Below are 14,951 nucleotides of genomic sequence, written 5' to 3'. Positions count from 1 at the left end.
TGCTCAGTCCCGGAAGCCGACGCTATGCCCGCCTTCCGCCCGGGTCAACGTGTCACTTGCCACGCACCGACCGCGCCGGCACCGGACCCACCGACACGCCCGCTCGCTCGCCCTCCAGGTCACCCGAGGCGACGAAGAGCTCCACCCGGGCCGGGCCGACCACCCGCGGCAGCAGGAAGGACCAGAAGCGGGTCAGCGGCGCCCGCTCCAGCCAGCAGGGGTCCTGGTGGCCCAGCGCCTCGTGTCCCGCTGCCACCGCCACCACCGCCGCGGCGACGTCGCGGGCCGTCACGTCGGGGGCGAGCAGCCCCTCCCGGTCGGCCCGCGCCACGGTCGACTCGACCCACTCGCGCCACAGCGCCCGCAGGTCCTGGGCCGCCCTCGGCCGCCGCTCGGCGTTGGCGCTCAGATCGAAGCCCGCGCGCAGCACCGAGTCGGCCCGCAGCCCCTGGACGAGCTCGTGGCTGGCGTCGATGAGTATCTGCAGCGGCAGCGCCTCGCGGTCCCGGGTGATCCGGAACAGCCGGTCGCCCGCCGCCGCGATGACCGCGTCGGCGAGCGCCGCCTTACTGGGGAAATGGAAGTGCAACGCGCCACTGCTGACCCCCGCCCGGGCACTGATCGTCGCGAGCGAGGCGACCTCGAAGCCGTCCCGGTCGAACAGCGCGGCGGCCGACTCGATGAGTGCGTTGCGGGTCCGAATCGCCCGCTCCTGCTTGGCCAAGGGGTGGTCTCCGTCGCTTCGCCGCCGAGGTGCCAACACGTGTCAGTCTGGCAAGCAACTGTAACAAACCGGCCCTGCGGTTTTCGGCGTACGGAAAGAGACCGCGACAGCTCGTCGGCGCGTTACGCGGGCAACCGCACGGGCAGCGCCCCGTATCCGTTGAGCAGAAACGTCGGAAGCGGAGCCAATTCTTCCGCAGGGCAGCCGAGTTCCAGGTCGGGGAACCGCTCGAAGAGCGCCGACAGGGCGACGGTGGCCTCCAGGACCGCGAGCGGCGCGCCCAGGCAGCGGTGCACGCCGTGCCCGAAGCCGAGGGTGTCACGGTCCGTGCGCAGCAGGTCGAACCGGCCGGCGTCCGGCCCGTAGCGGTGCGGATCGAGGCCGCCGGCCGCGAAGTTGACCAGGATCGGGTCGCCCTGGGCGATCGTCACCCCGTCGAGCTCGATGTCCTCGACGGCGAAGCGCATCGGCGAGTACGCGGCGGGGCTGTGGATCCGCATGGTCTCGGCGACCACGTCCTCCCAGGAGGCGCGGCCTGCCCGCACGTGGGCGAGCTGCTCGGGGTGGGCGAGCAGGGCGGCGGTGGCGTTGACGATGACCGCGGCCGTGGTGTCCTGGCCGGCAGCGATCAACAGGAAGAGGGAGCCGAGGAGTTCGTTCTCGGTGAGGGCGTCGGCGCCGTCGCGGGCGGCGATCAGGGAGGAGGTGAGGTCGTCCCCGGGCTCCTGGCGGCGGGCGGCGACGAGTTCGGCGAGCAGCCGGAAGGCGGCGCCGCGGGCGGCCTCCATGGTCTCGGCGGAGACGCTGGAGCTGAACACGGTGCCCAGGGCGGCGCACAGTTCGTCGCGGGCGGGGCCCTCGGCGACGCCGAAGAGCTCGCAGATGACCTGGAGCGGGAGCGATTCGGCGTAGGCGGTGCGGAGTTCGGCGGTGCGGAGTTCCGCGGGACCGCCGGCGGTGAGGGTGGCGGCGAGCGAGTCGAGCAGCGCGCTCGCTATCTCCCCGATACGGGGGGCGAGGGCGGCGGTGCGGCGGGCGGTGAACGCGGCGGCGACCAGCCGGCGCAGGCGGGCGTGCTCGGCCCCGTACGAGAAGAGCATGTTCTCGTTGGCGACCCAGGGGTAGAGCGGCCACTCGGGGGTGATCCGGCCGTCGGCGAAGGCGGGCCAGTGGCGGCGGGCGTCCTTGGAGACGCGGGGGTCGAGCAGCAGCCGCTCGACGTGCTCCTGGCCGACCACGGCCCAGGCCCGTACGCCGCCGGGCAGTTCGATCTCGACGGCCGGGCCCTGCTCCCTGAGCGAGGCGGCCTCTCCGGCGAGGTCGCGTCCGGTGACGTCGAGGGCGTAGGGGCAGGAAGCAGTGCCCGTACGGGCGTCCGTACGGCTGTCCGCGTGCGTGTCCATATGTGTGTGCACTCCAATCGGTTCGTCGTCGCGTTCCGTGCCCCCACCGCACACGCAACCGAGAGGAACATCGCTTCCCCTCCCCCTTGCCGACCTGCGAGCGGGGTCAGCCCGTGCCGGCCGTCACGGCGGCGCTCGCGTCGCGCAGCCGTACCGCCTCCTCGTACGACTGCTCCGCTCGGGCGGGGGTGAAGTCGAGGCGGACGAGCACACCCGGTACGGCGATGGCGCTCAGCAGCGTCCGCATGAGGTCCGCCACCCGCCCCACCAGGTCAGCATGATTGGTCATGATCTTGGACAAGACCTGTACTCCGGTGAAACTGCCGGTGAACAGGGTGGCCGCGGAGGCGATGTCCACGTGCGGAAGCAGTTCGCCCGCCTCCTTGGCCCGGGTGAGGACCTCCATGTTGTGGTCGATCCAGCCCTGCATCGGAACCCGGCGGTCGAGGCCGTCGTGCGGCGAGCCCTGGTCCACGGTGAGGCGCACGCTGCCCCGCACCATGGGGTCGCCGACGTGCAGCAGATGCGCGAGGACGAGCGCCTCGTCGGTCAGCTGCTGGAGGAAGAGCTCACGCTCCGGTACGGGGGGCAGGGCGCCGACCTGTCCGGCGAGCACCTCCTGGGCGAGCTCTTCCTTGGAGGCGAAGTGGAAGTAGAGGGCACCCTTGGTGACCCCGCATTTCTTGAGGACCTCGGAGATCGTCGCCGCCTCGTAGCCGACCTCGTCGAACAGTTCGGCCGCCGCGAACACGATCTTCTGGCGTGTGCGGATGGCCCGTTCTTGTTGTGCCACTACATCCTCCGTACCCCACGGCGGAGAACCCGTAAGGCTGGTATTCCAACGGCTCACATGGAGTGAGGAGTCGGCGACCGGTCCGCACAAGAACCCCCGCCGGCAGTAAGGTGAGCCCGGGCGAGACCGGTTTCTTCACACGTCCACATTTCGAGAATAAAACCATCCAACCGGTTTGACAAGGATATTGAAACAAAACCGGTTGGTCCGTATCTTTATCGGGGCAAGTCACTACAAAGTCACCACCATCCCAACCGGGTCCACTCATTTCGGGGGACGAGTCGATGCTCCAGCACGCGGAAGCGCAGCTCAGAGAAAGCGTTGCCGCAGGTGGCGGCCTTGACGGCGGGGTCGACGGCTGCGTCGACGGCGTTGACCGCGCCGGCGGCGTGGACCGCCTCGACGGCGTGGACCACGCCGGCGGCGTGGACCGCCTCGACGGCGTGGACCACGCCGGCGCCGCGGCCGGCGTCCGGGCCGACGAGCTCACCCGCCTCCTCTTCGACGGGGACGACCGCGAGCGGATCCACGGCGAGTGGCGCCGGCTGATCTCCGGCGAGGCCTTCGCCCACCGCCCCGGGCTCACCCCCCAGGAACGCACCGCGCTCTCCTACGAGCGGCTCCACCTGGTCAACGACACCGCCGCCGGATCCGGCACCGAGACGCCCGCCGCCGCCGTCGCCGGCGCGGAGGCCCTGAGCTACGACGCCCGCCGCCTCGCCGCGCTCCACGAGTGGACCGGATTCGTCGACGGCGGCCTGTGCACGCTCGCCAGCGTCCACTACAACCTCTTCCTCGGCAGCCTGCTCGACCACGACGGCTACCGGCGCGACCTCACCGCGTACACCTCCATGGAGCACACCGGCACCTTCCTGTGCACCGAGCTCGCCCACGGCAACGACGTCACCTCCCTGGAGACCGTCGCCGTCCTCGACCGCGAGAGCGGCGGCTTCGAGCTGCACACCCCGAACCCCGGGGCACGGAAGTTCATGCCCAACACCAGCCTCGCCGGCGGCCCCAAGAGCGCCGTCGTCGCCGCCCGCCTGCTCATCGACGGCGAGGACCAGGGCATCTACCTCTTCCTCACCCCGCTCAGCGACGCGAACGGCCATCTGCCCGGCATACGTGTCCAGCGCCTGCCGGACCGCACCGGCACCCCCATAGACCACTGCCTCACCTCCTTCGAGCACGTACGGCTCCCCCGCGAGGCCATGCTGGAGGCCGCCCACGGCCGCCTCGACAAGGACGGCCGCTTCACCAGCAGCCTCGGCAACCGCCGCAAGCGGTTCCTGCGCTCCGTCGGCCGGGTCACCATGGGCAAGCTCTGCATGAGCGCCGGCACCCTCGGCATGGCCCGCGCCGCCCTCGCCATCGCCGTCCAGTACGCCCACCACCGCAGGGTCGCCGCCCCCCGGGCCGGCGAACGCATGGCGCTCACCGCCCACCGCAGCCACCACGCCCGCCTGCTGCGCGGACTCGCCACCGCCTACGCGATGACCTTCCTGCACCGCTCCGTCCTCGACCGCTGGGCCGGCCACGACCCGACCGACCCCGAGCAGCGCGAGGAGACCGAGCGCCTCATCGCGGTCGCCAAGGGCTGGATCACCTGGCAGGCCCGCGACATCACCGTCGAGGCCCGCGAACGCTGCGGCGCGCAGGGCCTCTTCCCGGAGAACGGCCTCGCGGACCTCCCCCTGAACGTCGAGGGCGGCATCACCGCCGAGGGCGACAACCTGGTCATCTGGGTGAAGGCCGCCTCGGAACTGGTCTTCGCCCACGAAGCCGGCCCCGCCCCGTCCTCCCCCACGGAGGACCGGGTCCGCGCCGCCGAGGCCGAGCTGACCGACCTGTCCTACCTCCGCGACCTGCACGCCTGCGTGGAACGCATCTGGCAGACCCGCGCCCGTGCGGCCCTGCGCGGCGGCCCCTCCGGCGACCCGGTCGCCCGCTGGAACGAGACCTCGGGCGCCGCCCTGGAAATGGTCGCCGCCCACGCCCGCGTCGCCGCGGCCGACGCCTTCCTGGCCGCCACCACCCGCGCGAGCACCACCCGCCCCGTCCTGGAGGACCTGGCCCGCCTCTTCCTCCTCCACGAGCTCCGCCCCCACACGGGCGACCTCCTCGCCGCGGGCCACCTGACCCCCGCCCACGTGGAGTCCCTCCACACCACCACCGACCACACCGTGGCCACCCTGGCCCCCCACCTGCTCCCCCTGGCCGACGCCTTCGACCTCCCCGCCGAGTACCTGACCGCCACCCCGATAGCCAACCCGGACTACCTCGACCGCTTCGCCGGCTGACCGGGGATTCACCCCCCGGCGGCCACCACCCCACCCGCTACACTGTCGAGCGTCGGAACCCAGCCTTCGTAGCTCAGGGGATAGAGCACCGCTCTCCTAAAGCGGGTGTCGCAGGTTCGAATCCTGCCGGGGGCACAAGAAGAAGGGCACCTAGGAACGTTCCTAGGTGCCCTTTGACATCTACGGCCGACTTCAACGGCGGCGGTCACTCACGGCCGGGCCGACCCCACGTCCGCAACCACGACGGCCGGAACCTCCTGGAGGAGTCCGCATGCCGCAGACCGAGTTCGCGAACGCCTACGACTTCCTGCACCAGATTCACCTCCGCCCCGGCGCACCCCCGGGGGATGCGGCCCTGGCTACCACCCCTCGACGGCGCGATGCACGGCAACGTGCCCGGGCGGAGCAGGAAAGGGCCTTCGGTGCCGCGTTCGAGTTCGGCGGCTGCGACCGCGGCGATCCCCCGAGGCCCGGACACGGTGTGTGACTGCATGCGGCGTGCCACTGCGGCCGGCCGGCCACCCGACGCGTCGCGCGCACCCTGGCCAACGCCGGGCGCGTCCGCATGGAAGTCAGGCATGGAAGCCAGAACTTTTGAATAAGTCCAGATATAATAAGCGCACCTATCCATACAGGGGTGTGCAGTGGATAAACCAGCCGAGATGTTCGACCGCGACTTCGAGTGGGCCGAGCTGACCCGCTTCGCCGCCCTGCCCGGACCGCGTGCCACCCTCGGCGTGGTCTCCGGCCGCCGCCGCCAGGGCAAGACCTTCCTCCTGGACGCCGTCACACGGGCGAGCGGCGGCTTCATGTTCACCGCCACCGAGACCACCGAAGCCGACGCCCTGCGCCAGTTCGGCGAAGCCCTCGCCCGCCACCGCGACCAGCCCACCCCGTTCCGCTTCGCCCACTGGGACGAGGCAGTCACCGAGCTCATGCGCATCGCCGACAGGGGCGGCCCCACCGTCGCGGTCATCGACGAATTCCCCTTCCTCGCCAAGGCCTCCCCCGCCCTCCCCTCGATCATCCAGCGCGCGCTCGACCCTGCCGCCCAGCACGCCAACACCCCCGTACGGCTCCTGCTGTGCGGCTCCGCGCTGTCCTTCATGGGCGGACTCCTCGCCGGCAACGCCCCGCTGCGCGGCCGCGCCGGCCTGGAACTCGTTGTCCCCACCCTGGACTTCCGCCTCGCCGCCGAGTTCTGGGAGATCGCCGACCCGCGCACCGCGCTGCTCACCCACGCCATCGTCGGCGGCACCCCCGCCTACCGCCGCGAGTTCACCCAGGGCGACGCCCCCGCCGGGCCCCACGACTTCGACGCCTGGGTCACCCGCGCCGTCCTCAATCCCGCCCGTCCGCTCTTCCGCGAGGCCCGCTACCTGCTCGCAGAGGAACCCGAAATCCACGACACCGCGCTCTACCACTCCGTCCTGGCCGCCATCGCCGCCGGAAACGCCGCACGCGGCGGCATCGCCGACTACCTCGGCCGCAAGTCCACCGACCTCGCCCATCCGCTCAGCGTCCTCCAGGACGTCGGCATGATCAGCCACGAGGCCGACGCCTTCCGCCGCAACCGCTCCGCCTACCGCATCGCCGAACCCCTCATCGCCTTCTACCACGCGGTCATGCGCCCCGCCTGGGGCGATCTGGAACGCCCCGGACGCGCCCCTGCCGTCTGGCGCCGTGCCCAGTCCACCTTCCGCAGCAAGGTTGTCGGCCCGCACTTCGAACGGGTCTGCCGCGAATGGGCCCGCTGGCACGCGTCCCCCGCAACCCACGGCGGGCAGGTCACAAGTGTCGCCAGCGGGACCGTCAACGATCCTGCCGCGAAGACCAGCCACGAAGTCGACGTCGCGGTCCATGGCGAGACCGACAGCGGCCGCGAAACACTACTCGCCATCGGCGAAGCCAAATGGAACGACGTCATGGGAAAGGGCCACCTCGAACGTCTCCAGCACATCCGTGCTCTCCTCACCGCGCGCGGCACCGCCACCGACGTCACACGGCTGCAGTGCTACAGCGGCACCGGCTTCACCGACGAACTGCGCCAGCTCGCCGAAAACGACCCCGCCATCCAGCTGATCGATCCAGTTCGCCTCTACCACGGCGACTGACCCAGTCGCAGTCACCGCCCCTGTACGGGGAACACGGCACGTGTGGAGCTTCTTGCTGAAGCCGCTGAGCCGCCGTTCTGTAAGGTGCGGCACGGGACTTGGGTGGGTGGGCTGTTGGGGGCGCTGTGGGCGACGTAAAGGCTGGTCAGCACGCTGTTGTGCGGCCTTGGCACGTCTTTGCGTTCGGTTCGGCGCTGGTGTTGGTCGCGCTCTTCGAGCGGGTGCAGGGCTTTCGGTCGGGCCGCCGATACGTGCTGTGCCACGCGTCGCCGGCGCTGAACCACCTCACACTCGTGGCTCTCGCACTGGTGGCAGGCGCCTTCCTGGCGGCCGTCGTCGGCGCGGCGACGGCGACGATGAGGAGCAAGCCTTCCCGCCCTCCGTTCCTCATTGCCTGCATGGTCGCCGCCCTGGCTCTCGTCGTGGCAGCCGACAGGGTGGACGCCGGCGGCGAACAGCGGGCAGCGAGGTTGGCGGCCGAACCCTTCAGCGAGCGGAGCTGTGACTACACGCCGCAGGTCTACTCGGCCACACCCGGGTGGTTCTCCTGGTGATCAGCCGGGAGCCGGGTGACGAGGAGGACGGGTCCGTACTCGACGCCTTGGATCGTCTGCACGGCTTGGCACGCGGTGAGGACGTCCGTCCTCGCTGGTGCCGGTGATCATCACGTTCATGTCGGAGCCGGCGAAACGGCAGACGAACTGCGTGCGGGCGAGGGCGGCGAGCGCCCTTCCGTGGCCCGCCCGCGTGGCGCCGGACGGCTCAGCCACTGCCGTGGGCCTCGCCCGTGTCCTCGTCGGGCGCCGTGAGGCCGTGGGTCACCGGACGGTCGTGGCCGCCGTCGCTCAGCCCGGTGTCCGCCTTCGCCAGCTCCTCGTCGAGGGCCATGGCCGCGGTGACCAGGGCGAGGTGGGTGAACGCCTGTGGGAAGTTCCCGAGTTGCTCGCCCGAGGGGCCGATCTCTTCGGCGAAGAGGCCGACATGGTTGGCGTAGGTGAGCATCTTGTCGAAGGCGTAGCGAGCCTGGATGAGCCTGCCGCTGCGGGCGAGCGCCTCGACGTAGAAGAAGCTGCACAGGTTGAAGGTGCCCTCCGAGCCACGGAGGCCGTCGGGGGACGCCTTCGGGTCGTACCGGTAGACGAGGCTGTCGCTGACCAGTTCGCCGTCCATGGCGTCCAGCGTGCTGAGCCAGTCCGGGTCGTGCGGCGAGAGGAAGCCGACCCTCGGCATGAGCAGGAGCGAGGCGTCCAGGACGTCGGTTTCGTAGTGCTGTACGAAGGCCTGCCGCCTGTCGTGCCAGCCGCGTTCGAGGATCTGGTGGAAGACCGCGTCCCGCGCACCGGTCCAGCGGGCGAGGTCGGCGGGACGGGAGAAGGCGCCGGCCGCGCGGACCCCGCGGTCGAACGCCACCCAGGTCATCAGGCGGCTGTACGTGAAGTCCTGGCGGCCGCCGCGGGTCTCCCAGATGCCCTCGTCGGGCTGGTCCCAGTGGTCGGCAAGCCAGTCCAGGACGTCGCTCAGGGCCCGCCAGCCGCGGATCGCGCCGATGTCCCGACCCACCATCAGGGCGTCCGACGCCTCACCGTAGATGTCGAGTTGGAGCTGGTCGGCCGCCGCGTTGCCCGCCCGCACCGGCCGGGAGCCCCGATAGCCCTCCAGATGGTCGAGGGTCTCCTCGGTGAGGTGGGGATCGCCGTCGACGCGGTACATGATCTGCAACGGGTCTCCCGAGGCGGAGTCCTTGGCCTCGATGCGCTCGCGCAGCCAGCGGCGGAACGCCTGTGCCTCCCGGTGGAAGCCCAGATCGATCAGCGCCCTGACGGACAACGACGCGTCACGGACCCACGTGTAGCGGTAGTCCCAGTTGCGCTCGCCGCCGACCTGTTCGGGCAGGCCCATCGTGGCGGCGGCGATGGGTGCTCCGGTGGGGGCGTAGGTGAGCAGCTTGAGCGTGATCGCCGAGCGGTTCACGATGTCCTGCCAACGGCCTCGGTACGTGCACGAGCGCAGCCACGAGAGCCAGAAGGAGCGGCACGTCTCCATCTCGTCGGCGATGCCGTCCGGGGAGGGGGCGGGTGGGGCGGGGGCGCCACTGGCCGTGCTGGTGAGCACCACGGCGACCGCCTGGCCGGCGGAGAGGGTGAAGCGTGCGGCGATGTCGCTGCCGTCCGCGTGGAAGGCGAGGCCGGTGGTGGCCTGCAGATGCAGGTCGCCCCCTGGTCCTCGGAAGAGCGCGGAGCGGTCGTCGGTCTGCGAGAGGGTGTGCGCTGCGCGGCCGTAGTCGAAGCGCGGCTGGCAGCTGAAGGAGAAGGGGAGGGTGCCCCGGACGACCCGGGCGACCCTCACCAGACGATGGACGTCCGTGGCGGCCGTGGAGTCGATGGGCACCATGAAGTCGGCGACCTCGCCGACTCCGCCGGGCGCCATGAACCGGGTGACCAGGATGGCCGTGTCCGAGAGATACAGCTGGCGGACGGTCAGAGCGTCGTCGTCCGGGAACTCCGCGGCCAGCCGGCAGTGACCTCCGCGTTCGCTGTCCAGGAGGGAGGCGAAGACGCTGGGCGAGTCGAAGCGGGGGGTGCACCACCAGTCGATGGTTCCGCCGGACGACACCAGGGCGGCCGTCTGGAGATCACCGACCATGCCGTGCTCCGCGATGGGTGGGTATCGGTTCACACGGCAAGCCTTCGGCAGTGCCGTGGGCCGTCGCCTCACCCGGGGAGGGTGAGACGTCCACCTCGCGCGCCGAGGCGCCGGAGCTGAGATTCTGAGGGTCGGGAGCACTCCAGGTTCCCCGACCCTGACGGACTGTGGCGGTGAGCGCCGTGGCGGAGACCGACGGGAACGTCCCGGGGGCGACCGGTCCGGTCGTCGGCCCGGTCGATCCCTTGGGCGATCCCTTGGGCGATCCCTTGGGCGATCCTTTGGGCGATCCCTTGGGCGATCCTTTGGGTGGTCCTTTGGGTGATCCGCTGGGTGCTGCCCCAAGTGGTCCGCTGAGTGCCCTGAACGGTCCGCTGAGTGGTGCCCCGGGTGATGATCCCCTGGGCGACCCCCTTCTCCGGACGCGGATCACGCCGCCGACGAGGCCCGTGACGTATCTGCGGCGGGAGCGGCTCTCCGGGCATCTCGACCAGGCGCTGCGGACGGCTCTGACGCTGGTCAACGGGCCTGCCGGGGCCGGCAAGACGCTGCTGGCCGCGGACTGGGCGGCCGGGCTCGGGCTGCCGGTCGCGTGGCTGACCGCCGAGGCGGGGGAACCGCGGCCCGGGGTGTTCTGGGCGTACGTGCTGCAGGCGCTGCGCGAGTGCGGCAGACCGCTGGCCGGCCCGGTCGGGGTGCCGGCGGACGCCGGCCGGCTCGACCCGACGCTGCTGCCGGCGCTCGCCGCCGAGCTGAACGCGGCGGACGGGCCCGTCGTCCTCGTGATCGACGAGTTCGACCGCGTGACGGCGCCGGAGATCGCGGACCAGCTGGATTTCGTCCTGCGGCACGCCGGGCCGGGCCTGCGCCTGGTCCTCGTCACCCGCACCGAACCCCTGATGCCGCTGCACCGCTACCGGGTGGCCGGCGAGCTCACGGAGATCCGCGTCGCGGAGCTGGCCTTCACCCACGAGGAGGCCGCCCTGCTCCTGGAGCTGCACGGTCTGAGCCTGCCGGTCGACGCCACGCGCGCCCTCGTGGACCGTACCCGGGGATGGGCCGCCGGCCTGCGCCTGTGCGCCATGGCGGCGCTGGAGAGCGGCGACCCGGAGACCTACCTGAAGGAGTTCGAGGCGGGCCACAGCACGGTGGCGGACTTCCTGCTCGCCGAGGTGCTCAAGCGGCAGCCGGAGGAGGCGCAGGACCTGCTGCTGCGGGTGAGCGTGCTGGAACGTTTCACCCCGGAGCTGGCGAACGCGATGACCGGCCGGACCGACGCCGAGCCGCTGCTCGTCTCCCTGCACCGGGAGAACGCGTTCGTCGAGCACCTCGGCCACTCGTGGTACCGGCTCCACCCGCTGTTCCGGGAGATCCTGCGGGCCCATCTCCGGGTGCGCCTGCCGGGCCTCGAACCGCAGCTGCACCGGCGGGCCGCGCGGTGGCTGTGCCGTGCCGGGTCCCTGTCGGAGACGGTCGCCCACGGTGCCGCCGGGGGCGACTGGGGCTTCGCCGCCGGCTTCCTCGTCGAGGACCTGGCGATCGGGCAGCTCTTCACCGGCCTGGGTTCGGACGAACTGACCCGGCTGTTCTCCGGGATGGGGCCCGAGGTCACGAGCGGTGCCACGGATCTCGTCCGGGCGGCCCTCGACCTCGCCCGGTGTGACGTCCCCCGCGGCCTGGCGCACCTGCACCGCGCCGAGCAGCGGCTGGCCGCCGAGGCCACGGGCCCGTCCGGGGACGCGGCGGCCGGCGCGGCGGCCGCACAGCTCAGCTGCGCGCTGCTGCAGGCGGTGGCCGCGCGGCTGAGCGGTTCTCCGGTACGGGCCGAGGAGGCCGCCGAGACGGCGGAGCGACTGCGGCAGGAGGTCCCCGCGCGGCTCCTGGACAAGCATCCCGAGCTGATCGCGCTCCTGCTGACCCAGCTGGGCTCCACGCGCCTGTGGGCCGGGCGGTTCGAGGAGGCGCGCGCCGCCCTGACCACGGTGGCCGGCACGCCCGGCGGGGCGTCGACCGCGTTCCCGCGGGAGGAGTCGTCGGGGCATCTGGCGCTGATCGACTACCTGAACGGCTGGCCTGGCCGGGCGGAGCGCAGGGTTCTGGCGCGCGTGTCCGAGGCGGAGCGGTCGAGCCTGCCCCCGCCGTGCGCTCCGGGCATCGGGCAGGTGGTGCTGGCCGCGGTGGCCGTCGACCGCGACGAGCTGGACCGCGCCCAGGCGCTCCTCGACGAGACGGCGCTGCTGCCCTCCGCGACGCACGATCCGGTCCTCGCGGCCGGGCGGGCCATCACCCGGGCCCGGCTGCTGCTCGGCCGTGGCCACCCGCAGGCCGCCGCCGCGGTGGCGGACCCCGTCGCCACCGCCGTCGCCTCGCCCTGGGCGACGAGCTACGAGGCGCTGGTCGCCTCCGCCGCGCACCTGGCGGAGGGACGGCCGGGGCCGGCCGCCGAGGTGCTCGACGGCGTGCCCCACGAGGCCCCGGCCTGTGCCGTGGAGGCGGCACGGATCCTGCTCGCCGTGGGCCGCTCCGAGTCGGCGGTCGACCTGGTCGACGGCATCCGCGCGGACGGCCACAAGGGCCCGGCGGTGACCGTCAGGGCGGCGCTGGTCAGGGCACAGGCGGCGGAGGAGGCGGGAGACTCGGCCACCGCCCGCAGACTCGTCGCGCAGGCGCTCCTCGACGCCCGGCGGGAGCGACTGCGGCGTCCCTTCCTGGACGCCCGGCCCTGGATCCGGCCCCTCCTGGCCACGCCGCCGTTGCAGGAGCTGGCCGCGGGCTGGCTCACGGCCGGTCCTTCAGGGGGCGCGGGACCGGCCGCGGGCGGGCCGGAGCCCGCGCGGCTCGCCGCGACGGAGCTGAGCGAGCGCGAGGGTGACGTGCTGCTGCGGCTGGCCCGGATGATGTCGACGGAGGAGATCGCCGCCGACCTGTACCTCTCGGCGAACACGGTGAAGACCCATCTCAAGGGCGTCTACCGGAAGCTGGCGGTGAACCGGCGGGGCGACGCGGTTCGCCGCGCCCGCGAGCTCGGGCTCCTTGAGCGCCTGTCCGGCGCGCCGGACCAGCCGCCTCCCGGGGCGAAGCCGCTCCCCGAGGCGCAGCCCCGTCCCCGGGCACCCTCCCCTCCCCCCTGACGGGTGAGGCGTACGGCGGGTCCGTCGGCTGCAATGGGACCGGCGGCCGGGCACCCGGCGGCCGCCGCCCCGGCGGACCTCGCCGGTGCCCGGGCGGGACGGGACGAGGTGGACAACGTGAGACGCTGGCGCGCCCTGATCGTCCTCGGGACGGCCCAGTTCCTGATGGTCCTGGACACCTCCGTCATGAACGTCTCCATCAGTCAGCTGGTGGAGGACTTCGACACCGAGGTCACCGCCATCCAGGCGGTCATCACCCTGTACGCGCTGGTCATGGCCGCCTTCATGCTCATCGGCGGCAGGTTGGGGGACATCCTCGGACGCCGCCGCATGTTCCTCGTCGGCCTGACCGTCTACGCCACGGGGTCGGCCATCACCGCCGCGGCCCCGACCCTGTGGGTCCTCGCGCTGGGGTGGTCCGTCATCGAGGGGCTCGGCGCCGCCCTGGTGCTGCCGGCCATGGCCGCGCTCGTCGCGGAGTCGTACCGGGGCCGGGACCGGGCCGTCGCCTACGGGGTCATCGGCGGACTGGCCGGCGCGGGCATCGCGGTCGGGCCGCTGCTGGGCGGCTGGGTGACGACGTACCTGACCTGGCGGCTGGTCTTCGCCGGCGAGGTCGTGGTCGTCGTGGCCGTCCTGTGCGCCCAGCGGGTGATCCCGCGGACCGCCGACACGGGCGCGCGCCGCCCCCGGCTGGACGGCGTCGGCGCCGCGCTCTCGGCGGCCGGCCTCGGGCTCGGTGTCCTGGGCGTGCTGCAGAGCAGCACGTGGGGGTGGGTGCAGCCGCGCAACCCGCCCTTCACGATCTTCGGCTTCGCGCCGACGCTGTTCGTCGTCGCCGCGGGGATCGCAGTCCTGCTGTCGTTCCGCCGCTGGGAGCGGCACCGGGAGGAGCAGGGCGCCGATCCTCTGGTGCACCTGCTCCTGCTGAGCAGGCCGCCGCTGCGCTCCGGGCTGCTGACGCTGCTGAGCCAGAACCTGATCCTGCTCGGGCTGTTCTTCGCCATCCCGCTGTACCTGCAGGTGGTGCAGGGGTTCGACGCCTTCCAGACGGGGCTGCGGCTGCTCCCGGTGTCGATCGCCATGCTCGCGGTGTCGCTGTCCGGGTCCGCACTGGGCCGGCTGTGGGGACCGCGCCGGGTGGTCCGGCTGGGCCTGCTGACCCTGCTGGTGGCCGTCGTGTGGCTGCTGTCCACCATCGACCCCGTCATCGACGACGCGCAGTTCGCCGGGGCGATGGCGGTACTGGGCGTGGGCATGGGCCTGCTCGCCTCGCAGCTGGGCAACGTCGTGCAGTCCAGTGCGGGCGACGACGAGCGCAGCGAGGTCGGCGGACTCCAGTTCACGGCCCAGAACCTGGGCTCGGCGCTGGGGACCGCACTCATCGGGTCGATCCTCATCGGCGCGCTGGCGGGCGCCTTCACCACCCACGTGACGAACGACCCGCGCCTGTCACAGGAGACCCGTGACCAGGCCACGGTCCGCCTCGAGGCCGGGATCGCCTTCGTCCCCACCGATCAGGTGCACGCGGCGGCCGAGCAGGCCGGGCTGCCGCCGTCCGAGGTGGAGGCCGTCACGGACTCCTACGCCTCGGCGCAGCTCGGCGGCCTCAAGGCGGCGATCCTGGCCACCGGCGGCATCGCCCTCGCGAGCTTCGCCGTCACCCGCCACCTGCCGACGGGCCGGGCGGGCCGCTCCGGACAGCCGGACGCCGGCGGACCCGATGCCGGCGCACCCGGTCCCGGCGAACCCGATGCCGGCGCACCCGGTCCCGACGGCCCCGGTCCCGGCGCCCCCGATGCCGGCACACCGGACGCCGGGACGGGCGAGTCGACGCACTGAG

The 14,951-nt window shown here is 72.5% G+C and carries 10 protein-coding genes and 1 tRNA gene; 7 read left to right on the top strand and 4 right to left on the bottom strand.

The window, feature by feature from the left end:
* Positions 1-52 precede the first annotated feature (52 nt).
* The 3 genes from ACIGEZ_RS26895 to ACIGEZ_RS26885 form a co-directional block, all read right to left on the bottom strand.
* On the bottom strand, positions 53-724 hold the full coding sequence (locus ACIGEZ_RS26895; protein WP_399835581.1) for a ScbR family autoregulator-binding transcription factor: 672 nt from the start codon (positions 722-724) through the stop codon (positions 53-55).
* Between the two features lie 122 nt (positions 725-846).
* Positions 847-2,127 carry a cytochrome P450 gene (locus ACIGEZ_RS26890; RefSeq protein ID WP_399835579.1) on the bottom strand — a complete coding sequence of 427 codons (1,281 nt, stop codon included), beginning with the start codon at positions 2,125-2,127 and terminating at the stop codon, positions 847-849.
* A gap of 106 nt (positions 2,128-2,233) precedes the next feature.
* The gene (locus tag ACIGEZ_RS26885) at positions 2,234-2,920 is read right to left on the bottom strand and encodes a ScbR family autoregulator-binding transcription factor (protein WP_399835576.1); all 687 of its coding nucleotides are present in this window, start codon (positions 2,918-2,920) and stop codon (positions 2,234-2,236) included.
* Between the two features lie 284 nt (positions 2,921-3,204).
* Between ACIGEZ_RS26885 and ACIGEZ_RS26880 the strand changes: the two genes are divergently transcribed.
* From ACIGEZ_RS26880 to ACIGEZ_RS26860, 5 genes are all read left to right on the top strand, one after another.
* On the top strand, positions 3,205-5,220 hold the full coding sequence (locus tag ACIGEZ_RS26880) for an acyl-CoA dehydrogenase (RefSeq protein WP_399835574.1): 2,016 nt from the start codon (positions 3,205-3,207) through the stop codon (positions 5,218-5,220).
* 62 nt (positions 5,221-5,282) lie between these two features.
* Positions 5,283-5,355, top strand: a tRNA-Arg gene (locus tag ACIGEZ_RS26875).
* 136 nt (positions 5,356-5,491) lie between these two features.
* Positions 5,492-5,707 (top strand): hypothetical protein, encoded by a 216-nt coding sequence (locus ACIGEZ_RS26870; RefSeq protein WP_399835572.1) that lies wholly within the window; start codon positions 5,492-5,494, stop codon positions 5,705-5,707.
* A gap of 175 nt (positions 5,708-5,882) precedes the next feature.
* Positions 5,883-7,334, top strand: a complete 1,452-nt coding sequence (locus ACIGEZ_RS26865) for an ATP-binding protein (protein ID WP_399835867.1) — start codon at positions 5,883-5,885, stop codon at positions 7,332-7,334.
* Between the two features lie 125 nt (positions 7,335-7,459).
* Positions 7,460-7,888, top strand: coding sequence for a hypothetical protein (locus ACIGEZ_RS26860; RefSeq protein ID WP_399835569.1), 429 nt, complete (start codon positions 7,460-7,462; stop codon positions 7,886-7,888).
* A gap of 208 nt (positions 7,889-8,096) precedes the next feature.
* On the opposite strand, the gene ACIGEZ_RS26855 is transcribed toward ACIGEZ_RS26860, so the two are convergent.
* Positions 8,097-10,010 (bottom strand): glycoside hydrolase family 15 protein, encoded by a 1,914-nt coding sequence (locus tag ACIGEZ_RS26855; protein WP_399835566.1) that lies wholly within the window; start codon positions 10,008-10,010, stop codon positions 8,097-8,099.
* Positions 10,011-10,330: 320 nt separating this feature from the next.
* On the opposite strand from ACIGEZ_RS26855, the gene ACIGEZ_RS26850 reads away from it, so the two are divergent.
* Together ACIGEZ_RS26850 and ACIGEZ_RS26845 are read left to right on the top strand one after the other, a co-directional pair.
* Positions 10,331-13,108 (top strand): LuxR C-terminal-related transcriptional regulator, encoded by a 2,778-nt coding sequence (locus ACIGEZ_RS26850; protein WP_399835864.1) that lies wholly within the window; start codon positions 10,331-10,333, stop codon positions 13,106-13,108.
* Between the two features lie 117 nt (positions 13,109-13,225).
* Positions 13,226-14,950, top strand: a complete 1,725-nt coding sequence (locus ACIGEZ_RS26845; RefSeq protein ID WP_399835563.1) for an MFS transporter — start codon at positions 13,226-13,228, stop codon at positions 14,948-14,950.
* The last annotated feature ends 1 nt before the right edge of the window (position 14,951 follow it).

It is taken from the genome of Streptomyces sp. NPDC085481 (assembly GCF_044541845.1).
Taxonomy (GTDB): Bacteria; Actinomycetota; Actinomycetes; order Streptomycetales; family Streptomycetaceae; genus Streptomyces.
The sequence above is the reverse complement of the archived record's forward strand: the minus strand, read 5'-3'. Positions and strand labels throughout refer to the sequence as shown.

Coding starts and splice junctions, on each gene's coding strand:
- ACIGEZ_RS26865 (WP_399835867.1), top strand. CDS start 5,883: ATGTTCGACCGCGACTTCGAGTGGGCCGAGCTGACCCGCTTCGCCGCC.
- ACIGEZ_RS26870 (WP_399835572.1), top strand. CDS start 5,492: ATGCCGCAGACCGAGTTCGCGAACGCCTACGACTTCCTGCACCAGATT.
- ACIGEZ_RS26880 (WP_399835574.1), top strand. CDS start 3,205: ATGCTCCAGCACGCGGAAGCGCAGCTCAGAGAAAGCGTTGCCGCAGGT.
- ACIGEZ_RS26890 (WP_399835579.1), bottom strand. CDS start 2,127: ATGGACACGCACGCGGACAGCCGTACGGACGCCCGTACGGGCACTGCT.